Below are 23590 nucleotides of genomic sequence, written 5' to 3'. Positions count from 1 at the left end.
TAGAAATTATCGCCGCAGCGATAGCGCGGCCGTTCTACCAGAGGCACGCTAGCAACATAAGGAATTTCGTTTCAACAAAAATTGTGATTTCGATATGAACTTCTACAATTGACGTTTGTTTTGAAACGATAGACGGTGTCAGCCGTCCTTTGTGAGCCTATTGTGCCCCAAACTCGCATATATTCGCCCCGACCAGGCTACGCACCCGGGCTGGCGACGGATGTGGCGATCGAGATCCGCAAGCCAATCGAGGATTGACTCATGTCTGGAATTTCCGCGCGCGTCCGGGCCGGTGCCCTGGCTCTCGCGCTCGCCGCGACGGCCGCCGTGCCGCTCGCCGCGAACGCTGCCGAGGGCCCGTTCGTCATCAACTACTCCCTGCCGCCGCCAACGCTCGATCCCACCATCGTCTGCGACATCGCCGATGACGGCTTCATCGCACCACTCTACACGCCGCTGCTGCGCTACGAGGCGAAGCCGGTCGCCAACGCGCCGGAAGGCGTGAAGGTCACAACCGAGGACACGACCAAGATCGTCGGCTACCTCGCCGAGAGCTACTCGGTCTCGGACGACGGCAAGGTGCTCACCTTCAAGCTGCGCGACGGCCTGAAGTTCCCGAGCGGCAATCCGCTCGACGCCGCGGCGGTCAAGGCTTCGCTCGAATTCACGCTGAAGAGCGGCACCTGCGGCACCTACTTCCTCGAGGCGGCCCAGTTCGGCAACACCGAGGCGATCGAAGCGCCGGACGCGACGACGCTGGTGATCAAGCTGAAGCGCGGCGAGCCGCTGCTGCCGCATGCACTGACCCAGCCCAATACGGGCATCATCGACATCAAGGCCGTGGACGCGAATGGCGGCAAGGCCTGGCTCGCCGGTCATGCGGCCGGCAGCGGCCCCTACCTGCTCGCCGACTACCAGCCCGGCGTCCGCGCCGTCTTCAAGGCCAATCCGGACTTCTTCGGCGAGGCGCCGCGCGAGAAGGACGTGATCGTCAACTTCATCACCGACAACGCCACGCTGCTGCTGCAGGCCCGCAACAAGCAGGCCGACGTGACGCTCGGCCTGTCGAAGGCCTCGGTCGAGAGCCTGAAGGGCGCCGATGGCCTCAAGATCATTGAGGTCCCGACCGCGCGCTGGCAGCTGATCGGCCTGCCGAACCAGACGGCGCCGTTCGACAACGCCAAGTTCCGCGAGGCGCTCTCTTACGCCCTGCCCTATGAGGCGATCCTGAAGAACGTCGCGCATGGCTATGGTGAGCTGTTCTACGGCCCGTACCCGCCGCAGTTCCCGGCCTTCAAGGCCGAGCTCGGCGCGCCGCGCGCCTATGACCTCGAAAAGGCCAAGGCGCTGCTCGCCGAATCCGGCGTGAAGACCCCGGTCAAGGCCGAGATCATCATCCGCGAAGGCCAGAACGACCAGGAGCAGATCGCCACCATCGCCCAGGGCGCGTGGTCGCAGATCGGCGTCAACCTGACGATCCGCAAGTTGCCGGCCTCCGGCTACCAGGAAGCCGTCGGCGCCAAGACCAAGACCGCGGCGATCGTCCGCTTCGACGGCCCCTCGGTCGACGATCCGGCCTGGCTGCTCGACTACGACATGCGCTGCGCGTCGCTCTACAACACGAGCAATTACTGCAGCAAGGAAGCGGAAGCCCTTCTCGACACCCGTCATGACCTGAAGACGGATGCCGAGCGGCAGGCGCTCTGGGACAAGATCGCCAAGATCTGGCTGGCCGACAGCCCGCGCATTCCGGTCTATGCCGACGTCTACACCGCCGTCGTCTCGGACGGCGTCAAGGACTGGCACTTCGCCCAGGACGGTCCGTTCGACCTGAACCTCTGGGGTCGCTAGCGTCAGCTTGCCGGCCGGGCACGCCCCGGCCGGCGCCTTCGAATACGGGCGCGCGGTCCACGGGCCGCGCGCCGTCCTTTGCATGCGGAGCACATTCTTGAAACGAGCCTGGGTTGGCACCGCGCTGCGGCGGATCGGCGACGACAAGGCGTTCGCGCTCGCCATCCTGATTGCCGCCCTCCTGGTGCTCGGCGCCCTGCTAGGCCCCTGGCTCTGGCCGCTCGGCCCGCTCGACATGGATTTCGGCGCCCCGCTCGCCGCCCCCTCCCTCGCCCATCCCATGGGCACGGACAGCAATGGCCGCGACGTCCTCGCCCGCTTCCTGTCCGGCGCCCGCATCTCGCTCGCTGTCGGCGCCGTCGTGGTGTTGGCCGGCCTCATCGTCGGCGGCGCGATCGGCGTCGCGGCGGGTATCGGCGGCCGCGCCGTCGATACCGTCCTGATGCGCATCATCGACGCGCTCGCCGCCTTCCCGCCCCTGATCCTCGCCATGGCGGTGACGGTCGGCCTCGGCGTCGGCCTGGGGACGGCGGCGATCGGCATCGCACTCTCCTCCGTGCCCTTCTTCGCCCGCCTGATGCGCGGCGACATCCTGAAGATCCGCACCATGCCCTTCGTCGAGGCGAGCGTGGCCATGGGCGCGAAGCGCGGCCGCATCATCGGCCGCCACCTGCTGCCGCACACCGCGCCGACCATGCTGGTGCAATGCGCCTCGGTCTTTGGCTACGCCATCCTGACGCTGGCGGGCCTCGGCTTCATCGGTCTCGGCGCGCAGATCCCCGAGCCGGAATGGGGAGCGATGATCACCGACGGCATGCAATATGCGCTGACCGGGCAATGGTGGCTGGCGCTCTTCCCCGGCCTTGGCGTGCTGCTGGCGGTGATCGCTGCAAACCTCCTCGCCGACCGGCTCGAGGAAGCCTTGAACCCGCGCTCCGCGCGCAACCAGGTGCGCTGACATGCTGCGATTGATCTCGGGCCGCGTCGTCACCTCGCTGATCTCGCTCGTCGGCGCGTCGCTGATCGCCTTCGTGCTGCTGCGCCTGACGCCCGGCGATCCGGCGCGGCTCTTCCTCGGCCAGTTCGCCGGCGAGGAAGCGGTGCAGGCGCTGCGCGCCGAACTCGGCCTGAACGGCTCGATCCTCAGCCAGTACCTGATCTACATGCAGCGCTTCCTCATGGGCGACTGGGGCTTTTCCTATTCGACCGGCCAGTCGGTCGCCGGCCTGCTCCTCGCCCGCTTCCCGGCCACCGTCGAACTCGGCCTCTTCGCCTTCCTGTTCGCCTTCGTCGCGGCGGTCGCCTGCGCGCTCGTCGCCGTCTACCGACGCGGCCCGATATCCGACTCCGGCGCCCGGGCGGCCTCCTTCTTCGCCCAGGGCGTGCCGCCCTTCTGGTTCGGCCTGATGATGCTGCTGATCTTCTTCGAGGGCTTCGGCTGGCTGCCGGGTCCGGAGGGACGGCTCGGGCTGCGCATCATCCCGCCACCTACCGTCACCGGGCTGCTCACGGTCGATTCGCTCCTCGCCGGCGACTGGGCCGCGTTCCGGGACGCGATCCGCCACCTGATCCTGCCGGCGATCACGCTCGGCCTGATGCCGTTCGGCTTCCTCTACCGCCTGCTCCGCGCCAATCTCGAAGGGGTGACGCGCGAACCCTTCATCACCGTCGCGCGCGGCCGCGGTCTGACACGCTGGGCCGCCTATGTCCGCCACGCGCTGCCCAATGCCTTCCTGCCGACGCTGACCGCCGCCGGCCTGCTGTTCGGCCAGTTGCTCGCCGGCAGCGTGCTGGTCGAACGGGTCTTCGTCTGGCCGGGCGCCGGCGCGCTCGTCACCGACGGCGTGCTGAAGCAGGATTTTTCCGTCGTGCAGGCCTTCATCCTGCTTTCGGCCTTCATCTATGTGATCACCAGCCTGATCGTGGACATTCTGGCGGCGATGCTCGACCCGCGCATCGCCCAGAGCCAGGGAGGCGGCCGATGAGCACGACGACCAACGCCGCGCCGCTGCTGGACGTGCGCGGCCTCACCACCGAATTCGCCACCCGCACCGGCGCGGTTGCGGCCGTCCGCGACGTCTCGCTCACGGTCCGGCGCGGCGAGAAGGTGGCGATCGTCGGCGAATCCGGCTGCGGCAAGTCCACCCTGGCGCTCTCGATCCTCGGCCTGATCGACAAGCCCGGCCGCATCGCCGCCGGCGAGATCGAGCTCGACGGCCGGAACCTCGTCGGCCTCCGCGAAAGTGCCATGAAGTCGATCCGCGGCAAGGTCGTGTCGCTGATCTTCCAGGATCCGATGGGCGCGCTCGACCCGATCCAGACGATCGGCGCGCAGATGATCGACACGCTGCGCCGCCACCAGCCCGGCCTCTCCCGCAAGGCGGCGCGCGCCCGCGCGGTCGAGCTGCTGCGCGAGGTCGAGGTGCCGGCAGCCGAGCGTCGGCTCGACGACTATCCGCACCACTATTCCGGCGGCATGCGCCAGCGCGTCATGATCGCCATCGCGCTCGCCAATTCGCCCGACCTGATCATCGCCGACGAGCCGACGACGGCGCTCGACGTGACGACGCAGGCGCAGGTGCTGTCGCTGCTGGAGCGCGTCGTCGCCGACCATGGCGTGGCGGTGCTTTTGATCACCCACAATCTCGGCGTCGTCGCCGAATTCTGCGACGTGGTGCAGGTCATGTACGCCGGTCGCATCGTCGAGCGCGGCCCGACCGAGGCGATCCTCGCCAAGCCGACCCATCCCTATACGCAGGCGCTGCTCGAGAGCATTCCGGATCCGGCCCGGATCGGCACCCGGCTCCGCGCCATTCCCGGCATGCCGCCGGATCTCTCGGCCATGCCGACCGGCTGCGCCTTCGAGCCCCGCTGCTTCTTCGGTAACGGCCGCGAGATCTGCCGCAACCGCCAGCCCGCGCCGGTCGCGATCGAAACCTCGGCCGGGCCGTCGCTGGTCGAATGCCATTTCGCCGCCGAACGGGCCGCGCGTACGAACGAGGTCGTCGCATCATGACCGGACGCGACACACCCCTCCTCGTCGTCGACAGGCTGGAAAAGAGCTTCGCCGCCCGGAGCGCCAACCCGTTCAAGCCGAGCCACGAGAAACTGCGCGCCGTCGACGGCATCTCGTTTTCGGTCGGGCGTGGCGAGACCTTCGGCCTCGTCGGCGAATCCGGCTGCGGCAAGTCGACGGCGGCGCGCGCCATCCTGCGCCTCGTCGAGCCGACCGGCGGCCGCGTCACCTTCGACGGCATCGATGTCGCCGCCCTCGCGCCGGAGCCGATGCGGCAGTTGCGCCGGCGCATGCAGATGGTGTTCCAGGACAGCACCGGCACGCTCGACCCGCGCATGAGCGTGCGCGACCTCGTCGAGGAACCGCTGATCGTGCACGGCATCGGCGACGGCAAAGAACGCGGCGCCAAGGTCGACGCCATGCTGGAACTGGTCGGCATCCGGCCGGAATTCGCCGATCGCCGGCCGCATCAGTTTTCCGGCGGCCAGCGCCAGCGCATCGGCATCGCCCGCGCGCTCGTGCTGGAGCCGGAGCTGGTCGTGCTCGACGAGCCGATCTCGGCGCTCGACGTCTCGGTGCAGGCGCAGATCCTGAACCTTCTCAAGGACCTGCAGGACAAGCTCGGCCTCTCCTACGTCTTCATCGTGCACGACCTGACGATCGCCGAGTTCTTCTGCGACCGCCTCGCCGTGCTCTATCTCGGCCAGGTGATGGAGAGCGGCAGCGCGAAGACGCTCTTCGCCGATCCGCAGCACCCCTATACCGTCAGCCTGCTCTCCGCCGTGCCGCGCGTCGGCGCCAAGGTGGGTAGCCGCATCGTGCTGGAGGGCGAGGTTTCGCCGCTCGGCAGCGGCGCCAGCCAGGGCTGCGTGTTTCGCGCCCGCTGCCCGGTCGGCAGGAACCGCCCGATCTGCGCCGAGGAACGGCCCGCACTCCGGCCACACGGCGCGGAGGATCACACGGTCGCCTGCCATTTCCCGGGCGAACTCAGCCTGGCTTCGGCCTGAAGGCACCAGGCCCGCCGAAGGAGCCCGCGCCGGAGCGCGGGCCCAGAAAGGTCATGCCTTGGCGGCGTGATCGGCGAAATAGTGGATCGCCCGGTCCAGCGGCGCGATCGCCGCGACGTCGAGCACCAGCCGTGGCCCGTCGACCGGCCGCTTCTCGCCTTTCTGCGCCGCGACCCAGCCATCGGCATCCTGCAACGTGCTCAGGGTCGAAGACGTGCCCTTGGCGAGATAGTGGATCGGGATGACGATCTTCGGCTTCAGCCGGTCGACGATCGCCGTCGCCTGCGCGTCGCTGAGAATGTGCTGCGAACCGTCTACCGGCAAAGTCAGCACATCGACCCGGCCCCAGCGCTGCCAGACGTCCTCCGGTGGATTGTGCCGGTTGTCGCCCCAGACCAGGATCCGCACCCCGCCGGTCTCGACCAGATAGGTGACATTGTCGAGATGACCGGGATTGTTCGGCGGATAGGGGTCCTGCCCGCTCTCCTTCACCGCGTTGATCCACTTGTACCAGCCGGGCTGATCCGTCGCGTGCTTGTCCGCGATGCCCGTGACCGTCACGTCGGCAAAGGCCCAGGTGCCGACCAGCCGATCCAGGATCGCGGTGGCGTCGAGACGGTCGAGCGCGTCATGATCGAAATGAGTATGGGTCGACAGGCCGACATCGACGGTGATGCGCGGGAATTCGCCCGGGAACCAGATGCCCCATGCGCCCGAGGGGTCGTTGCGCCACGGATCGAAGGCAAGCGTCAAGCCAGACGGGCTGGTGATGCGAAACGCGCTGTGACCGAAATAGTCGAAGATCACCGGACCGGCCTTGCCGGCTGCGCTCGCGTTCTGCAGGTCGATGACGTGGTTGTTGTTGCCGGCCTGCTTCCAGGCCACGGACTGGGCCGCTGCCCCGGATGGCCGCAGCACGCCGCCAACCGCCACCGTCGCCAATGCAGCTGAAGTAATAAAGCTTCGCCGTCGCAATCCGCGCGCCGGACCCTTTTCAGTATTATTTTCCTCTTCGTCAAATTCTTCCGACATATTTGTTTTCCATGCCAATAATGTACTTCAACGCAGACCATGATTGGCGCGGATTGGCGGAATAACTAACATCTTCGGTTTCAAATACGCGCGAATTCGTGACAAATATTTCCGCCCCGATGCCGTTTCCTGCATCGGGAAGCGATGCCGGCGGCCGCTCCGGCGTCGAGGCATTGACGCCGGACAGACGGCCTCCTATTCCACATATATGCAATAGCGCTCAGTGTAGCGAAGGATCCCGCAATGAAGTCCGGACCGCGAACGAAGGCCACCGACGCCAGTCCGGAGGAGACCAGCGCTCCGCGCCGCTCGCGCGTCAGCGGGATGGATCGCGCGCTGCAGGTCCTCGACCATCTCTACACCTCCGGCGAACCAGCCGGCAGCTACGCCATCGCCAAAGCCGTCGGCGCACCGCTCTCGACCGCCTATGTCATCATCGACGAACTGGTCGAACGCGATCTGCTGTCACGGCGTCCGGACGGCCTCGTCTGGCTCGGGCCCCGGCTCTACCACTACGGACTGGCCTATGCGCGGACGCTCGATTTTCTCGGCGAAGCCAGCCATGTCATGCATGAACTCGGCCGCGAAATCGGCGAAACCGTGCAGATCTGCGGCCGCGACGGCGACCACATGGTGGTGCTGGCGATGGCGGACGGACCCGGCCATTTCCGCGTCATGTCGGAGGTCGGCACGCGGGTTCCCCTGAACTGGACCGCGTCGGGCCGGCTGCTGATCGGCCACCTGCCGGATGCCGAGCGGATCGCCGTCTTCAAGCGCAGCGCCAAGGCCTCCCCGACGGAGCGGGCCATGACCGACGCCGCCGCGCTTTCCGAACTTGCGGAAGAAGCGTTCAAGAAGCGCCTCTCGATCCAGATCAGCGAGACGGATTTTCTCGTCTCCTGCGTCGCGTCGCCCATCTGCGACGCGTCGGGCGCCTGCGTGGCGACGATCTCGATCGTGCTGCCGGAACACAAGGTCGTCGCCAACCCCGAGCTCTACGGCAAGGCGGTCTGCGACGCCTCCGAGGCGATCGAGCGCAAGCTGGGCTGGCGCAAGCGCTGAGGCGCCGGCCTTCAGTCGACGGCGATCACTGCCTCGATCTCGACGGTGATCCGGTTCGGCAGCGACCCCATGCCGACGGCGGAGCGGGCATGACGCCCCCTCGCCTCGCCGAACACGTCGAGGAAGAGGTCCGAGCAGCCGTTGATCACCTGCGGATGCTGGGTGAAATCCGGCACGGCGTTGACCATGCCGAGCAGCTTGACCACCCGCCGCACCCGATCGAGCGAGCCGAGCGCATCCTGCATGACCGCGAGCAGATTGATGCCGGTGATGCGGGCGTGCTGATAGGCCTGCTCGACCGTGACGTCCTCGCCGACGCGGCCATGATGCTCGAAGCCGTCCGGCTGCATCGGACCCTGCCCGGACAGGAACAGCAGATTTCCCTCGCGCACATGGGTGACGAAATTCGCGACCGGCGGCGGCGGGCTCGGCAGTTCGATGCCCAGGCTGCGCAGGCGGGCAGACGCAGAGCCCTCCCCGGCAAGGAGGACGGCAGAGAGATTGTCGCTCATTCCATGACCCGTTTCCTGCCCCGCGTCGGAGCTTGACCCGCACCGCGCCACCAACACCTGACGACGCCGGAGACCGACCGCCAGCCACCTGTCCGATCGCGATGCAATTCCATAACTACGTAATTGCGCTCATTAAAGCGGAACGTTAGCATCCTCTTCGACGAGGTCAAGCCCGGCGACCGGATGCTCCGGCAACGCCGATCGCCGACCGGACGGACGGGGACGAAGAAGATGCACGAACAATCTGCGCCCGTCGGCCGCCTGGCCGGCAAGGCCGCCATCGTGACCGGCGCCGCAGGCGGCATCGGCCGCGCGACGGTGGATGCCTTCCATCGCGAAGGCGCGATGGTCGTCGCGATGGACCTCGCCGCCCCGCTGGCCGCGGCGCGGTTCGACGCATCCGGCGTCATCAAGATCGCCTGCGACCTCGCCGACCGCGACGCGATCCGCGCGGCAACCGAGGAGGCGGTCGCGAAGCTCGGCGGCCTCGACATTCTCGTGGCCGGCGGCGCGCTGAAGGGCGGCACCGGCAATTTCGTCGATCTCGGCGACGCGGACTGGGATCGCTACATCGACGTCAACCTGACCGGCACTTTCCTCGCCTGCCGCGCCGCCGCGCGCGCCATGGTCGCAGGCGGCAAGGGCGGCCGGATCATAACCATCGGCTCGGTCAACTCGTTCCTGTCGGAACCGGAAGCCGCCGCCTATGTCGCCGCCAAGGGCGGCGTCGCGATGCTGACCCGCGCCATGGCGGTCGACCTCGCCAAATACGGCATCCTCGCCAACATGATCGCGCCCGGGCCGGTCGACGTGACCGGCAACAATACCGGCTACAGCGAGCCGAAGCTCGCCGGCGAGGTGCGCGACGAGGTGGCGCTCGGCCGCCCTGGCCTGCCGGATGAAGTCGCCACCGCCGCCGTCTTCCTGGCCGAAGGCGGATCGAGCTTCATCACCGGCTCGACCATCACCATCGACGGCGGCATGTCGGCGATGATCTTCGGCGGCATGCGGGGAAGCTGACACGACACGCCTCGCCGAGCGGGGCATCAGATGATGGAGGGCGGGATTTGCATACGGTTCACACACTGGAGCGCAAGATCGGCATGCCGCCGCGCATCCTTCAGCGTGAAGCCGTGATGCCCCGGCAGCAGCGTGTCGAACTCGATCGCCGCGAGCTTGCGGACCGTCTCGCAGATCGCGCCGACGTCGCAGTCGGAGATGTCCTGGATCGCGACCTTGCCGCCATGGAACAGCGCGTCGCCCGCAACCAGCATCTTTCGGCGCGGCGTCGTGACGAGGTAGGAGACGTGGTCGCGGCTATGGCCGGGCGTCTCGATCAGCTGGACCGAAACATCGCCGAAGTGCCGCACCTCGTCCGCCTGCCAGACGCCGTCGACCGGACAGGCGCGATAGGCGTAGTCGGGCGGATAGACGCCGCCTCGCTTCGCCTTGCCGAGGCTGATGCCCTCTTCGTCACCCTTGGCGACCATCGCCGCCGTCGCGGCTCCCGCGTGGACCGCCAGCCCGAGCCGCTCGCGCAGCGCCGCCGCGCCGCCGGAGTGGTCGGCATGGCCATGGGTGAGGAGCAGATGCCGGATGCTGGCCGGATCGATGCCGTCACCGGCGAGGACATCGAAGACGAGATCCGGATCGCGGCCGGCGCCGGCGTCGAACATCAACCAGCCGTCCTCCGCCCCGACCAGAAACACATTGCAGTCGAAAGCGTCGGTCAGGTCGAACCCGCCGCCGCCACTCATCACCAGGTGCAGTCCCTCTTCGATGCGCACGTCCGTCTCGGCTCTCGCTCAGGGTTGAAGGAGCGATGGCAGCGGCCACCGCGGGCTTACGAATTTCTGGAAATCGCGACGGAACGGGCGCGTGCCCGCAACGTCGCCAAGGCTTGAATCACGAAGGATCTAGAGAATGCATACGGGTGCCTTTTCCGACATATCCTGGGACCAGGACGGCAAGCAGGTCGGCTTCTTCAGCTTCCCCTATTCGATCGACCGCTCGCCCTACTACCAGATCAAGATGCCGGTCTGCCGGATCCGGAACGGCGATGGACCGAGTCTGGTGCTGATGGCGGGCAACCATGGCGACGAGTACGAAGGCGAGTTGACGCTGCTGAAGGCGACGCGGCTGATCGAGGCTTCCGACATCCGCGGTTCGCTCACCATCCTCACCGCCGCGAATACGCCGGCCGTGATGGCGGCCAAGCGCTGCTCGCCCTTCGACGGCGGCAACATGAACCGCGCCTTTCCCGGCAATCCGTTCGGCGGCCCGACGCAGCGCATGGCGCATTTCATCGAGCACGAGATCTTCCCGCGCCATGACGTCGTGCTCGACCTGCATTCGGGCGGCACCAGCATGGATCACCTGATCTGCAGCCTGATCGAGCGGCTCGGCGATGGCGAGCGCTACGCGCGCGGGCTGGAGCTGATGCGGTCGATGCGACTGCCCTACGGCATGATCGCCGACAACGGCCCGGATTCGCCGACCTCGATGGCGGCGGCGCTGCGGGCCGGCTGCATCGCGCTGTCGGGCGAATTCGGCGGCGGCGCCACCGCCACCAAGGCGAGCATGGCCGTCACCCAGCGCGCCGTCGACAACCTGCTGCAGGCACTCGGCATCACCAGCCGGCCGATCCTCTATCTCGACGACGATCGCGGTCCCGAGACCGTGGTGCTCTCGACCGGCGGACAGTCGCTGTTCGTCTATGCCGAGCGCGAAGGCTGGTTCGAGCCCGCGGTCGACATCGGCGACACGGTCGCGGCCGGCGACATCTGCGGCTGGCTGCACGACCTGGAACGGCCGCTGGAGGAGCCGCAGGTGCTGCGCTTCCAGGAAGGCGGCATCGTGCTGACCCGGCGCCTGCACACGCACAGCCAATCGGGCGACTGCCTGATGAACCTCGCCCGCTTCGAATGAGCCGGCGCAGCACATGAAGGACGGCCGGGTCGAGGCGGGCGGAAGGCGGCGGGGCATCGCGGAGGCCTCTGCGGTGACAGTTCGTGCATCCCGGGCCTTGACCCGGCAGGTCACAATGGTAGGCTTCTGTTGTAATGAATTCAATTCTATAACTATAGAATAATCAATTCCACCGCCGGGCCAGAACGGCCCCACCGGCAGACCGGCTCGCAGAAGACCGGCACGCCGGATCCGGGGTCGGCACGGCGCATGCAAGTCCAGAGACCAGCAACGGGGAACGACATGTTGAGATCCAGATTCCTGACGGCCGGCGCCGCGATGCTCGCGACCGCTCTCTCCGCAACCACGGCGCTCGCCGACATCACCATCCTGGCATGGCCGGGCGAACCGGCCGAGTCCGCCTTCCGCAAGGTGCTCGACCTCTACAATTCGACCGAGGGCGCCAAGAACAATTCGAAGGCCTCGGTCATCTATTTCAGCCAGCAGGGCTTCAAGGAGAAGATGCTGGCCGACGTCGCCGCCGGCTCGAAGGAATTCGACGTCATGCTGACGGCGACCTATGACGTCGGCCTCTATGCGCCGTTCATGACGCCGATCGACGATCTCGTCACCGATGACGTCTACAAGGTCGTCTCGAAGAACTCGATCGAGACGCAGAAATATGAAGGCAAGACCTACGGCATCCCGACGGACCTGAGCCTGCATTTCCTCTATTACCGCAACGACCTGATCGACCAGCTCAACACCGATCCGGCCTGGAAGGCGAAGTATGAGGAGATCTCGGAGAAGATCCTCGGCAAGAAGCTTTCGCCGAAGCCGGCCGACCAGTGGGACTGGGACGATTTCATCGCCTCGGCCCTGTTTTTCACCAAGTCGATCAATCCCGACAGCCCGACGCGCTACGGCACCGTTCTTCAGATGAAGAACCTGCTCTACAACATCATGCTGTGGCAGGGCACTGTCGCCTCGAACGGCGGCAACTGGCGCGACAAGGACGGCAACATCACAGTCGACTCGCCCGCCTACAAGCGCGGCCTCGAGATCTACAAGATCATCACCGACAACGAGGCGACGCCGGGCGACAGCTCGACCTATGAATATGGCGAGGCCAACAGCGTCTTCGGCGCCGGCCAGGTGGCCTTCATGCTGCAGTGGAATGCCGCCGTCCCGGAATTCAAGGACGCCACCAAGTATCCGGCAGTGGCCGGCAAGCTCGGCCTCAGCCACGAGCCCGCCGGTTCGGAAGGGCCCAAGACCCACTTCCACAGCCTCGGCCTCGGCATCAACAAGAACTCGGCCAAGCAGGACGAGGCCAAGGCGTTCCTTGCCTGGCTTGCGACGGCCGAGCCGATGAAGCTCTATGCCAAGGAAGGCGGCTCGCCGCCGCTCGCCGAGGGGCTGATGGCCGAGATCGCCGGCGACCGGCCGGAAATGCTGCTGATGGGCGAGCATGCGGCCAAGTACGGCTTCGTCATGGACGGCGCCACCAGCGCCAAGGCGCTGGCGATCTACACCAACATGGCCGAGAACTTCACCGGCTACTGGACCGGCGAGATCGAGCAGGACGAAGCGATCGCCAATGTCGTCGCCGACATGAAGAAGGCCTTCGCCCCGTAATTCCCGCCCGGTGAACACAGACTGTCGCGGGCGTTCCGCGACAGTCTCCGCGCCCAGGAGCCCGCATGTCCTACGCCAGTTTCGAGACCAAGGAGCAAGCCTCGGCGCGTGCCCTGCTCGTCCCCCTCTGTCTGTTTCTGGGCGCGCTGCTCGGCTTCCCGACGCTGATCAATCTCTGGTATTCGTTCAGCGACGTCTCGTTCCAGAACATGCTCGGCAGCTTCGTCGGCGTGGAGAACTACGTCTCCGCCGTCACCAATCCGAAGATGTGGCAGGCGCTGCGCTTTTCACTGCAATTCGCGGTCATCTGCACGGCGCTGGAAGTCGCCGCCGCGCTGATCCTTGTGTTCATCCTGCATCCGCTGCTGGTCAAGCGGCCCTGGATGACCGCCATCCTGATGCTTCCGATGATGGTGTCGCCGGCGCTGATGGGCGTCATGTACCGCCTGATCCTCAACGAATTCACCGGCGCCGTGCCCGTCTATCTCGAAATGATGGGCTATGCCGTGAACTTCCTCGGCCGCGGCAACATCTACAAGACCGTGATCGCCATCGAAGTGCTGCAGTGGACGCCCTTCGCCTTCCTGATCCTGCTGACGGCGCGCCAGACGGTTTCCTACGAACTGGAAGAGGCTGCCGCCGTCGACGGCGCCACGGGCTTCCGTTCGACGTTCCACATCCTGCTGCCGATGATGAAGCCGGCGCTGGTGATCGTGCTCTTCGTCCGCTTCATCGACAGCTTTCGCGTGTTCGACCACATCTACGTGCTTACCGGCGGCGGCCCCGGCAACCTCACCACCTCGATCAGCATCTACATCTACAAGCTGTTCTTCGTGCAGAACACGCTGGGCGAGGCGGTCGCCGTCTCGATCCTGCTGCTCCTGATGTCGCTGACCCTGATCGTGGTGGCGATGCGTCTCGTGGTCCGGAGGAGCTGACATGATCGTCTCGCGTCGCAGCCGGTTCGACAGCGTCATCCACGCCCTGCGCTGGGTGGTGTTCGTCGCCGTCGCCTTGCTGGTCAATTTCCCGATCCTGTCGACCGTCCTGACCTCGTTCAAGACCAATGCCGACATCAACGCCTATCCGCCGAAGTGGATCTTCTCGCCGTCGCTCGAGCACTACCGGACCGTACTTGCCTCGCCGAATGTCGACTACGTCCACTACATCATGAACAGCGTCTTCATCGCGACCATCGGCACGCTCTTCGCCATCATGCTGACGCTGCCGGCCGCCTACGCCATGGTGCGCCAGGGCGTAGGTCGCAATTGGCTGCTGCCCGTCATCACCAATCTGCGCGCGCTGCCGCTCATCATCTTCGCGATTCCGTTCTACTTCATGTACAAGCAGGTCGGCCTGCTCGACACGCGCATCGGCCTCGCGCTGATCAGCTGCATCATCAACATCCCGATCGCCCTGGTGATGTTCGTCGGCTTCGTGCAGGACGTGCCGCGCGAACTCGACGACGCGGCCAAGATCGACGGCGCCTCGATGTGGAAGACGCTCTGGCATGTCGTGCTGCCGCTGAGCCGGCCGGTCATGCTCGCCGTCTTCCTGCTCTCCTTCATCTACAGCTGGAACGAGTTCCTGTTCGGCCTGATCCTGACCACCAAGAACGCGGTGCCGGTGACGGTCGGCGCCACCTTCTTCGTCACCTCGCGCGGCATCGAATGGGGTCCGACGGCGGCCGCCATGACGATCGGCATCCTGCCGCCGCTAATCCTCGGCCTGTTCGCCTATCCCTATATCGGCAAGTCGATGCTTGCCGGCGCGGTCAAGGGCTGACGCCCTGGCCTCCGCTTCTCGAAAACGGTAATCCCATGCAGCCCTCCGCCTATACCGACGCCGCCGCCCGCATCCTCGGCCATGTCCGCCGCACCCCGCTGGTGCCGGCAGCCCCGTCCCGCCGCCAGGGCGACGCGGCCGAGCTGTGGTTCAAGCCGGAATGCCTGCAGGTGTCCGGCTCGTTCAAGGCGCGCGGCGCCTTCAATTCGGTGCTGTCTCTGCCGGAAGCGGTGCGCCATCGCGGCGTGGTCACCGCCTCGGGCGGCAATTTCGGCGCGGCGATCGCCTATGCCGGCCAGGAGCTCGGCATTCCCGCCAATATCTGCGTCATGACCACCTCGACCGAACTGGCACGGCAGCGCATCGCTTCCTATGGCGCGGAGCTGCATGTCGTCGGCGCGTTCTGGGATCTCTCCTGGGAGCACGGGCGCAAGCTGGCCGAGGAGCGCGGCGGCGCCCTGCTCCACCCGTTCGCCGACGAGGCGACGATTGCCGGCCAGGGCACGATCGGCCTCGAGATTCTCGAGGACATGCCGGATGTCGATACGGTGGTGATCTCGATCGGCGGCGGCGGGCTGATCGCCGGCATCGCCGAGGCGATCAAGCAGCGCAAACCCGGCGTGCGCATCGTCGGCGTCGAAGCCGCCGGATGCCCGACGCTCTACGAATCCCGCAAGGCCGGAAAGCCGGTGATGATCGAGAACGTCGTCACCAACGTGCCGATCCTGGCGGCGCGCGCCACGGCGCCGATCAATTTCGAGATCATCGAGCGCTGCGTCGACGAACTCGTGCTGGTGCCGGAGGAAGAACCGATCCTCGCCGCGGAATGGATGTGGAAGAACACCGGCCTGGCCGTGGAGCTGGGGGCCGCGACTGCGGCGGCCGCCATGCTCAACGGGCATGTGAAGGTCGCCCCCGGCGAAAAGACGGTCGTCGTGCTGTGCGGCAGCGGCAATGACGGTCTCGGCCTGAAGGGCTGAGGCTGCAGTTCCTCTCCCGCTCGCGGGAGAGGAAGATCCCTACGCCTTGGCGCGGCGCTCCAGCAGGGCGAAGAAGATGACTGTCATCGCCAGCACGATCACCAGCAGCACGAACGCAGCGGCGGCGCCCTCGTTGATCGAGAGACCCAGAAACGCCTGGCGGTAGGCGAAGAAGCTCAGCACTTCCGTCGAGGTACCCGGGCCGCCCTTGGTCAGCACATAGGGCAAGTCGTAGGTACGGAATTCATTGATCAGCTGGATGATCACCGTGATCGCCGCGACAGGGCGCAGCATCGGCAGGGTGATGAACCAGAACTGCTGCCAGCCCAGCGCGCCGTCAACTTCGGCCGCCTCGTAGGGCTCGCGCGGCAGCGAGGCAAGGCCCGCCGCCAGGATCAGCACGACAAAGGACATCTGCTGCCAGATATCGATGCCGGCCATGGTCCAGAGCGCCAGGTCGGGCGAGCCGAGCCAGTCGAGCCGCGGCAGGCCGATGCTTTCCATCACGTGATTGACGATGCCGAGATTGGGCTGCAGCAGCATGCGCCAAATCAGGGCGACGCTGACGGGCGACATCGCCATCGGGATGGTCAGGATGGCGAAGTAGATCGGCTTGGTGCGGACGACGCGGTTCAGCATCAGCGCGATGCCCAGGCCGATGACGAATTCGCCCGTCACCGTGATGACCGAGTACTTCACCGTCAGCCAGGTGGCGTTCCAGAACCGCTCGCTCGCCATCATCTTGGCGAAGTTGTCGACGCCGACGATCGGCAGGATCGCAGGCTTAAGCAGCGTGTAAGACGAGACGGACAGAATGCAGGCATAGACCAGCGGAAAGCCCATCACGACGGCAAGCAGGATCAGGCCTGGCGAGGCGAAAGCCCACCCCGTCCGCGCTTCGCGATGCGCCCAGTTCATCCAGCCTGTCATGAGGGTCCGTCCGATGTTTGCCTGTCGAGCGCCGAGGCGCAGCCTTGCCGGTTGCCCGGTAACGGGAGCGCGCCCGGCGCGCTCCCGCATTCACGTTGAGTGGCCGGACGACCCCGGCTACTCGGCTGACTACTTGGCCAGCAGTTCCTCGAGACCCTTGGCCGCGCCCTTCAGCGCGTCTTCCGTGGTCGACTCGCCGCCGCCGGCCTGCGAGACATGCGTGCCGAGCACGTCTTCATACTGGGCGGAATAAGCGAAGATCGGGAACGACTTGCCGGTCGCGACGATCTCTTCGGCCGCCTTGTAGTAGGGGTACTTCTCAAGCACCTTCGGGTCGCTGTAGACGTCGGAGCGAACCGGCGCGTGGCCCTGCAGGGCGCGCGCGACCGAGATGTCCTTGCTCTGCACCCACTGGATGAACTTCCAGGCCGCTTCCTGCTCTTCCGGGCTGACATTCTTCGGAATGCCCCAGCCCCAGCCGCCGCTTTCGCCATGGCCGCCCGGCATGGTGGCGAGAGCGACCTTGCCGGCGACATCAGGGCACTTCTCGGCATTGTCGATCTGCGGCAGCATCCACCAGTAGGTGACCATGCTGAACGCCTTGCCGCTGCACATTAGCCGCAGCGTGTCGTCGAGATTGGCGGACAGTGCGCCCTGCTGGGCGCCGTTCTTGATGTTGTCGACATAGAGATCGAGCGCGACCTTACCCTCTGGGCTGTCGAGCACGACCTTCTTGCCGTCGCCGAGATAGGCGCCGCCCGAAGCGAACAGGTAGTTGGAGAATTCCATGCTGTTCGGGTCGCCGCGCTGGCCCTGCATGGCCGCGCCCGCCACGCCGGCATTCGCCTTCATGAACTTCGAGATCTCGACATAGTCGGCGAGCGTCTTCGGCGGCGCCAGTTCCTTGCCGGTCGCCTTCTTGAAGGCTTCCTGCAGCTTCGGATCGGCGAGCAGGTCGGTGCGGTAGATCAGACCCATCGAGTAATTGTACATCGGCAGGATCTGGAGGCTGTCCTCGGTGCGGCCGAGCAGGTCGAGCGTCGAGGGGATGAACGGCTTCAGATCGTAGTTCGACTTCTCGATGAAGGGCTTCAGGTCGGCGAGCCAGCCGGCGGCCGGGAACTCGCCGGCCCAGAGGAAGTCGACCTCGAGGAGGTTGTAGTAGCTCTGCGGCGAGACCAGCTGCGACACGAGCTTGTCGTGCATGTCGGGGTAGCCGATCTTCTCGAACTCGACCTTGATGCCGGTCTCCTTCTCGAAATCGGGCAGCAGCGTCTCGATGATCTGCGTCTCCGGCACATCCTCCATGAGGGCGCGCAGGACGATGTCGTCGGCGTAGGCGGGAGCCGTCGCCATCAGCGCGCCAGCACCGGCGGCCGCGAGTAGAATCCGTTTCAGCGTCATAACTATCTCCTCATTGTGCCGGTGGTGGGTGCCTTGCGGCTTATTTGACACCGCCGAACGTCAATCCCTGAATGATGAAGCGCTGGATGAAACGCGACGCGATCACGAGCGGCAGGATGGCCAGCACCACACCCGCCGAAACCTTGGCGATCTGCACGCCATTCGATGTCTGCAAGGCAGCCAGCGAAACCGGGATCGTGGCGGTCTGCGGCCCGCTCAAGACGAGGGCGAACAGGAACTCGTTCCACGACAGAATGAAGCCGAGCACGCCGGCGGCGGCAAGGCCCGGCAGCGAGATCGGGATGACGATCCGCCAGAAGGCGCCCCAGGCGGTGGCGCCATCCGTCATCGCCGCCCATTCCATGTCGACCGGCACGCCCTCGAAGAAGCCCATCAGGATCCAGGTCAGGAACGGCAGGTTGAGCGCGGAATAGACGAGGATCAGGCCGGGCAGCGAATTGGTGAGGCCGGCGCCGCGCAGAAGCGCGAAGGCGGGAAGGACCAGCGCCACGGGCGGCAGCATCTGCGTCGCCAGGACGACGAAGCGGGCGAAGCGCCCGCCGGTGCGGAACCGGGCGAAGGCGTAGCCGGTGCAGGCGGCGAAGGGCAGCGCCACGATGACCGAGCCAAGCGCCACGATCAGGCTGTTCACATAGAAGGTGCCGAACCGGTTCTTGGCGAAGAGGCCGGCGTAGTTGTCCAGCGTGAAGGCCGGGAGGATCTCCGTGCTGTAGGACATCGATTCCGGCACGAAGCTGGTGCGCAGCGCCCAGAGTGGCGGCAGTAGCACGACCACGCATGCCAGAATCAAACCGAAATGCAGGCCGAACTTGCGCATGGAACCCTCGCCTTAGCGACCGACCGGCAGAGGCGGCCGCGCGACCGCCTTGCCGGTTTCGGAATCGAAGAGATGCATCGGCTCGGCGTCGACATAGAGGTCGATCATCGAGTCCACCGGCGCGAACACATGCCGGCCCAGTCGCGCCTGGATTTCAATCGGCTTGTCGCGACCCAGCTGGCCGATCAGGATGTTTTCCGCCCCCAGAGCCTCGACGGCCACCACCTTGACGGTGATGCGCTGCCATTCCGGCCGCAGCTGGGCTTCGTAGATGTCCTCGGCGCGAATACCGGCCGTGATCGGGCCGCCCGCCTTCTGGACATAGGGCAGATAGTGCTTGTCGGGGACGGTGATCTTGGTCTCGGAATCGATCCGCACGACCAGCTTCTCGCCCTCGTGATCGAGCTCGGCCGGGATCAGATTCATCGGCGGCGTCGCCAGGAAGCGCGCCACGAAGGTGTCGGCCGGATTGGCGTAGACGTCGAGCGGACGGCCGGACTGGATCATCCGTCCTTCCTTCATGATGCAGATGCGGTCGCCCATCGTCATCGCCTCGACCTGATCATGCGTGACATGCACGATGGTGCGACCGAGGCGGCGATGCAGCTTGACCAGTTCGAGCCGCATCTCGGCGCGCAGCTGCGCGTCCAGATTGGAGAGCGGCTCGTCAAGCAGGAAGGCTTCCGGTTCGCGCACGATGGCGCGGCCGAGCGCCACGCGCTGGCGCTGGCCGCCGGAAAGCGCGCCGGGCTTGCGCTGCAAGAGATGCTTGAGGCCGAGCAGTTCGGCGGCATTGGCCACCTTGCTGTCGATCTCGGCGAGGCCGACGCCGCGCATCTTCAGGCCGAAGGCCATGTTGTGCCAGACCGACATATGCGGATAGAGCGCATAGCTCTGGAACACGACGGCGACATTGCGGTCGCGCGGGGCGACGTTGTTGACGCTGCGACCGCCGATGCGGAGATCGCCCGACGATATGCTTTCAAGGCCGGCGATCATGCGGAGCGTGGTGGACTTTCCGCAACCGGACGGGCCCAGGAAAATCACGAATTCGCCGTCCTCGATCTTCAGATCAACGTCGCGCACACCGTAGGCGCCGTTGGCGTAGATCTTGGATACTTGATCGAGCTCGATGGATGCCATCTTCGTCCCTCGTAGGGTGAGAACCTCTCGGCTCCCGTTCTGCCCTCCGCAATTTGCCGGCCCATGGCCGACACCTTCCAGCGCAAGCGAGCCGATTGTATGCGCACAAATTCAAACGCCTCAAGAATGATTTTTGGGCGATCGTGTTTATTTTTTACCCGAACTAACGGAACGGCATCGCTAGCCACAATCCAACCCATTGTACAATATAAGAAAATTATGGAGCGACGGTTTGTGACAATTCTGTTCAAATTTCCGACGCCAGTCAACATCAACACGTTCGAACAAGAAAACATGAATCGTGTTTGAATTTGTTTATATACCTGCTATGCATGAAGCGACTCCACCGCGGCCTCGTCCGCCGCCGCAAGGCAGCGGAAACATGCAGGGAAGTTGAGTGACCCAGTCGCCGATCACCAGCCGGAAACCCGATCCAAGCGCCGCGGCGCGCGCCCGCATCCTGCCGGAAATGCGCCATGCCGCCATCCTCGACGCGCTCCGCTCGACCGGAGCCGTGCTGGTCGCCGATATTGCGGCGCAGCTGCAGGTCTCCGACATGACCGTGCGGCGCGACCTGGTCGAACTCGAGCGCGCCGGCCGGCTCATCCGCACCCATGGCGGCGCTGTCAGCGCCGTCGGCACCACCACCGTATCGATGGACAGCGAGGAGCCGAGCTTCGATGCCAGGCTCCGCCGCCAGCATGAAGCCAAGGAACGCATCGCCGCCGCGGCCGCCGCCCTTTCCATGGCGCATCGTACCATCGCGCTCGATGTCGGCACCACGACCTATCTGATCGCCGACCATCTGCGCGAGCGGGCTCATGCCAAGGTCTTCACCAACAGCGTGCGCGTCGCCGCCCTGCTCGGCTCGAGCCAGGCCGAGGTCTATCTCGCCGGCGGCCGGGTCCGGCGCGACGAACTCTCCGTCGGCGGCGCCGAGGCGGTCGCCCAGTTCGAGAAGCTCTGGTTCGACATCTGCTTCATCGGCCTGTCCGGCCTGACGGAAAGCGGGCTGTTCGACTACTCGTTCGAGGATGTCGACCTGAAGCAGGTCTATCTCAACCGGTCCGGCCTGAAGGTTGCATTGTGCGACTCGTCCAAGTTCCAGCGCATGTCGCTGGTGCATGTCGCCCCGCTTACCGAGATCGATGTTCTGATCACAGACGCGCCGCCGCCCCCCGAAATCGCCGCGGCGCTCAAGGCCGCCAGGGTCGACGTCCACGTCGCCCCCTGAGGTTCACCCTTCCCCCGTTTCTCTCGCAATGGAGCAGACCATGGTTTTTGACTTTTTCGGCGACAAGAAGAAGGTCGTCATCTCGATGTCGCATATCGGCGCCCTGCCGGGTGCGCCGCTTTATGACGCCAAGGGTGGCCTGAACAAGCTCATCGACGACGCCCTCGCCGACGTGGAAAAGCTGCAGGCCGGCGGCGTCGACGCCATCATGTTCGGCAACGAGAACGACCGCCCCTACGTCTTCAAGGGCTCGCCTGAATCGATCGCCGCCATGTCGGCCATCGTCCAGGCGATCAAGCCGGAGCTGAAGGTGCCGTTCGGCGTCAACTACCTCTGGGATCCGATCGCCTCGGTCTCGATCGGCGCCGTCACCGGCGCGTCCTTCGTGCGCGAGATCTTCACGGGCGTGTTCGCCTCCGACATGGGCATCTGGGAGCCGAACTGCGCCGAGGCCTCGCGGCTGCGCCACAATCTCGGCCGCGATGACATGAAGCTGCTCTTCAACATCAACGCCGAGTTCGCCCACTCGCTCGACCAGCGCCCGATCGAGCTGCGCGCCAAGAGCGCCGTCTTCTCGTCGCTCGCCGACGCCATCCTGGTCTCCGGCCCGATCACCGGAGAGCCGGCCGACGCGTCGAACCTGCGCAAGGTCGCCGAGACGGTCAAGAACGTGCCGATCTTCGCCAATACCGGCGTCAACATCGACAACGTCACCGACATCTTCAACTTCGCCTCGGGCGTCGTCATCGGCACGCACTTCAAGGTCGACGGCTACACCTGGAACGCCGTCGACGGCGACCGCGTCAAGCGCTTCATGGACAAGGTCAACTCGCTGCGCTGATCCCTTGAATGCCCCTTCCGGCCGGACGCCTCCGGCCGGAAGGACCCTGCCCCACCCGGATGCGCCGCGCCATATGTGGGCGAATTGTCATACAATCAGACCACCGCGCATAATTCTCGCACCTTCCCCAGCGTCGGCCATACCTTCCCTGCCAATCATCGTTTGAATGCAAAGCGGATTCGCCTTAGACGAGGGTGCGCGGTTGCGCGGGCCCGCGAAGGCATGCGCGCATCCCGAGGATTGTCATCTGGCGAACCCTGACGCCGACCCGGCGGCTACCGGTTCTGCGCTTGCTCGAGGAAGAGAAAATGGCCCTGGAAAAGATCGCGGGCGTTCGCGCCGCAGCCCGTGACGTCGAACCGTTCGTCGCTGAGCTGTTCACCGCAGCCGGCGTGAACCGCGAGAGCGCCGAAGCCTGCGCCCGCGCCGTGGTCGACGCCTCGGCCCGCGCCTACGACACGCATGGCGTCCGCCTGATCCCGTTCTACATGCAGGGCCTCGCCGGCGGCCGCATCAACAAGACGCCCTCGCTCACCGTCACCGAAAAGGCGGCTTCCGCCGTCCACGTCGACGCCGATGACGGCCTCGGCCACTATGCCAGCTACCGCGCGATCGACGAGGCAGCCAAGCTTGCCGAGAAGACCGGCGTGGCGGTCGCGACCGTCGGCCGTTCGACCCATCACGGCGCCACCGGCGTCTACACGCGCTATGCCGCGACCAAGGGCTTCGTCGCCATCGGCATGACGCATGCCGACGCGATGGTGATCCCGCATGGCGGCGCCTCGGCCTTCTTCGGCACCAACCCGCTTTCCTTCGCCGTTCCGGTCGAGGGCGAGGATCCGATGGTGCTGGACATGGCCACCAGTTCGATCCCGTTCAACCGCGTCGGCCTGCGCCGCGCCACCGGCCAGCCGCTGCCGGAAGAGGTTGCGGTCGACGACAAGGGCGAGTTCACCACCGACGCCAACGCGGCGGTCTGGGTCGCCCCGGTCGGCGGCGCCGATTACGGCTACAAGGGCTCGGGCCTCGCCGGCATGGTCGACCTGCTCTGCTCGGCCTTCACCGGCATGGGCCATGGCAAGACGATGGCCTCGTTCAACGGCCCGGACTTCTCCAAGCCGATCCAGATCGGCCATTTCTTCATCGTGCTGTCGCCGGCCGTGTTCCAGGCGCTCTCCGCCTTCGACGCGCGCATCAGCGACTTCCTCGCCGACCTGCGCGCCCAGCCGGCCAAGCCCGGCCAGAAGGTCTATGCGCCGTCCGACATCGAGAAGGGCGAAGCCAAGAAGCGCGCTGTCGAAGGCATTCCGGTCGACAACGTCACCTGGGGCGCGCTCGAGGGCTTCGCCGCCCAGTATGGCGTGAAGGTGCCGGCCGCGACCGCCGACGCCGGCTGAGCTTCCGGTTGCC

22 protein-coding genes are annotated in these 23590 nt (G+C 65.9%); 15 read left to right on the top strand and 7 right to left on the bottom strand.

Going from position 1 to position 23590, the window contains the following annotated elements:
• The first annotated feature begins 261 nt into the window (after positions 1–261).
• The 5 genes from OSH07_RS22085 to OSH07_RS22065 all read left to right on the top strand — a co-directional run bounded on the left by OSH07_RS22085 (position 262) and on the right by OSH07_RS22065 (position 5874).
• The gene (locus OSH07_RS22085) at positions 262–1851 is read left to right on the top strand and encodes an ABC transporter substrate-binding protein (RefSeq protein WP_266340868.1); all 1590 of its coding nucleotides are present in this window, start codon (positions 262–264) and stop codon (positions 1849–1851) included.
• A 97-nt stretch (positions 1852–1948) separates the two neighbouring features.
• On the top strand, positions 1949–2809 hold the full coding sequence (locus OSH07_RS22080) for an ABC transporter permease (RefSeq protein ID WP_266340867.1): 861 nt from the start codon (positions 1949–1951) through the stop codon (positions 2807–2809).
• 1 nt (position 2810) lies between these two features.
• Complete coding sequence (locus OSH07_RS22075; RefSeq protein WP_266340866.1) at positions 2811–3836, top strand: ABC transporter permease; 1026 nt, start codon at positions 2811–2813, stop codon at positions 3834–3836.
• Positions 3833–4867: an ABC transporter ATP-binding protein gene (locus tag OSH07_RS22070; RefSeq protein ID WP_266340865.1), complete on the top strand. Its 1035-nt coding sequence runs from the start codon at positions 3833–3835 to the stop codon at positions 4865–4867. Before OSH07_RS22075 ends, OSH07_RS22070 begins: the two co-directional genes overlap by 4 nt.
• Positions 4864–5874 (top strand): ABC transporter ATP-binding protein, encoded by a 1011-nt coding sequence (locus OSH07_RS22065; protein ID WP_266340864.1) that lies wholly within the window; start codon positions 4864–4866, stop codon positions 5872–5874. Before OSH07_RS22070 ends, OSH07_RS22065 begins: the two co-directional genes overlap by 4 nt.
• A 51-nt stretch (positions 5875–5925) precedes the next feature.
• Here the strand turns inward: OSH07_RS22065 and OSH07_RS22060 are convergent, their stop codons facing one another.
• Positions 5926–6759, bottom strand: coding sequence for an MBL fold metallo-hydrolase (locus tag OSH07_RS22060; RefSeq protein WP_266340863.1), 834 nt, complete (start codon positions 6757–6759; stop codon positions 5926–5928).
• Positions 6760–7149: 390 nt separating this feature from the next.
• Here OSH07_RS22060 and OSH07_RS22055 point away from each other — a divergent pair, with 390 nt between their 5' ends.
• Positions 7150–7968 (top strand): IclR family transcriptional regulator, encoded by an 819-nt coding sequence (locus tag OSH07_RS22055; RefSeq protein WP_266340862.1) that lies wholly within the window; start codon positions 7150–7152, stop codon positions 7966–7968.
• Positions 7969–7979: 11 nt separating this feature from the next.
• On the opposite strand, the gene OSH07_RS22050 is transcribed toward OSH07_RS22055, so the two are convergent.
• Positions 7980–8480, bottom strand: a complete 501-nt coding sequence (locus OSH07_RS22050; protein ID WP_266340861.1) for a RidA family protein — start codon at positions 8478–8480, stop codon at positions 7980–7982.
• A 231-nt stretch (positions 8481–8711) separates the two neighbouring features.
• On the opposite strand from OSH07_RS22050, the gene OSH07_RS22045 reads away from it, so the two are divergent.
• Positions 8712–9500: an SDR family NAD(P)-dependent oxidoreductase gene (locus OSH07_RS22045; protein WP_266340860.1), complete on the top strand. Its 789-nt coding sequence runs from the start codon at positions 8712–8714 to the stop codon at positions 9498–9500.
• A gap of 26 nt (positions 9501–9526) precedes the next feature.
• On the opposite strand, the gene OSH07_RS22040 is transcribed toward OSH07_RS22045, so the two are convergent.
• Entirely contained in the window at positions 9527–10267 is a 741-nt protein-coding gene (locus tag OSH07_RS22040) for an MBL fold metallo-hydrolase (RefSeq protein WP_266340859.1), read from the bottom strand.
• Between the two features lie 136 nt (positions 10268–10403).
• On the opposite strand from OSH07_RS22040, the gene OSH07_RS22035 reads away from it, so the two are divergent.
• The 5 genes from OSH07_RS22035 (at position 10404) to OSH07_RS22015 (ending at position 15790) form a co-directional block, all read left to right on the top strand.
• Positions 10404–11408: a succinylglutamate desuccinylase/aspartoacylase family protein gene (locus OSH07_RS22035; RefSeq protein WP_266340858.1), complete on the top strand. Its 1005-nt coding sequence runs from the start codon at positions 10404–10406 to the stop codon at positions 11406–11408.
• Positions 11409–11690: 282 nt separating this feature from the next.
• Positions 11691–13025 carry an extracellular solute-binding protein gene (locus OSH07_RS22030; RefSeq protein WP_266340857.1) on the top strand — a complete coding sequence of 445 codons (1335 nt, stop codon included), beginning with the start codon at positions 11691–11693 and terminating at the stop codon, positions 13023–13025.
• Between the two features lie 65 nt (positions 13026–13090).
• Positions 13091–13963, top strand: coding sequence for a carbohydrate ABC transporter permease (locus tag OSH07_RS22025; protein WP_266340856.1), 873 nt, complete (start codon positions 13091–13093; stop codon positions 13961–13963).
• 1 nt (position 13964) lies between these two features.
• A complete protein-coding gene (locus tag OSH07_RS22020) occupies positions 13965–14810 on the top strand; it encodes a carbohydrate ABC transporter permease (protein ID WP_266340855.1) in 846 nt (281 codons plus the stop codon).
• 35 nt (positions 14811–14845) lie between these two features.
• A complete protein-coding gene (locus tag OSH07_RS22015; RefSeq protein ID WP_266340854.1) occupies positions 14846–15790 on the top strand; it encodes a threonine ammonia-lyase in 945 nt (314 codons plus the stop codon).
• A 39-nt stretch (positions 15791–15829) separates the two neighbouring features.
• Here OSH07_RS22015 and OSH07_RS22010 read toward each other — a convergent pair whose 3' ends face one another.
• The 4 genes from OSH07_RS22010 to OSH07_RS21995 all read right to left on the bottom strand — a co-directional run bounded on the left by OSH07_RS22010 (position 15830) and on the right by OSH07_RS21995 (position 20105).
• Positions 15830–16720 carry a carbohydrate ABC transporter permease gene (locus tag OSH07_RS22010; RefSeq protein WP_266340853.1) on the bottom strand — a complete coding sequence of 297 codons (891 nt, stop codon included), beginning with the start codon at positions 16718–16720 and terminating at the stop codon, positions 15830–15832.
• A gap of 129 nt (positions 16721–16849) precedes the next feature.
• Positions 16850–18124, bottom strand: a complete 1275-nt coding sequence (locus tag OSH07_RS22005; RefSeq protein ID WP_266340852.1) for an extracellular solute-binding protein — start codon at positions 18122–18124, stop codon at positions 16850–16852.
• Between the two features lie 40 nt (positions 18125–18164).
• Positions 18165–18962, bottom strand: coding sequence for a carbohydrate ABC transporter permease (locus tag OSH07_RS22000; RefSeq protein WP_266340851.1), 798 nt, complete (start codon positions 18960–18962; stop codon positions 18165–18167).
• Between the two features lie 12 nt (positions 18963–18974).
• A complete protein-coding gene (locus OSH07_RS21995) occupies positions 18975–20105 on the bottom strand; it encodes an ABC transporter ATP-binding protein (RefSeq protein WP_266340850.1) in 1131 nt (376 codons plus the stop codon).
• Between the two features lie 469 nt (positions 20106–20574).
• Here OSH07_RS21995 and OSH07_RS21990 point away from each other — a divergent pair, with 469 nt between their 5' ends.
• The 3 genes from OSH07_RS21990 to OSH07_RS21980 all read left to right on the top strand — a co-directional run bounded on the left by OSH07_RS21990 (position 20575) and on the right by OSH07_RS21980 (position 23577).
• Positions 20575–21339: a DeoR/GlpR family DNA-binding transcription regulator gene (locus OSH07_RS21990; protein WP_266340977.1), complete on the top strand. Its 765-nt coding sequence runs from the start codon at positions 20575–20577 to the stop codon at positions 21337–21339.
• A gap of 40 nt (positions 21340–21379) precedes the next feature.
• Positions 21380–22180 (top strand): BtpA family protein, encoded by an 801-nt coding sequence (locus OSH07_RS21985; protein ID WP_266340849.1) that lies wholly within the window; start codon positions 21380–21382, stop codon positions 22178–22180.
• Positions 22181–22488: 308 nt separating this feature from the next.
• Positions 22489–23577, top strand: coding sequence for an Ldh family oxidoreductase (locus OSH07_RS21980; protein WP_266340848.1), 1089 nt, complete (start codon positions 22489–22491; stop codon positions 23575–23577).
• Positions 23578–23590: the final 13 nt, after the last annotated feature.

This window comes from Kaistia nematophila (assembly GCF_026343855.1).
Lineage (GTDB): Bacteria > Pseudomonadota > Alphaproteobacteria > Rhizobiales > Kaistiaceae > Kaistia > Kaistia nematophila.
Note: the sequence above shows the minus strand (reverse complement) of the source record. Positions and strands in the feature narration are given on the sequence as shown.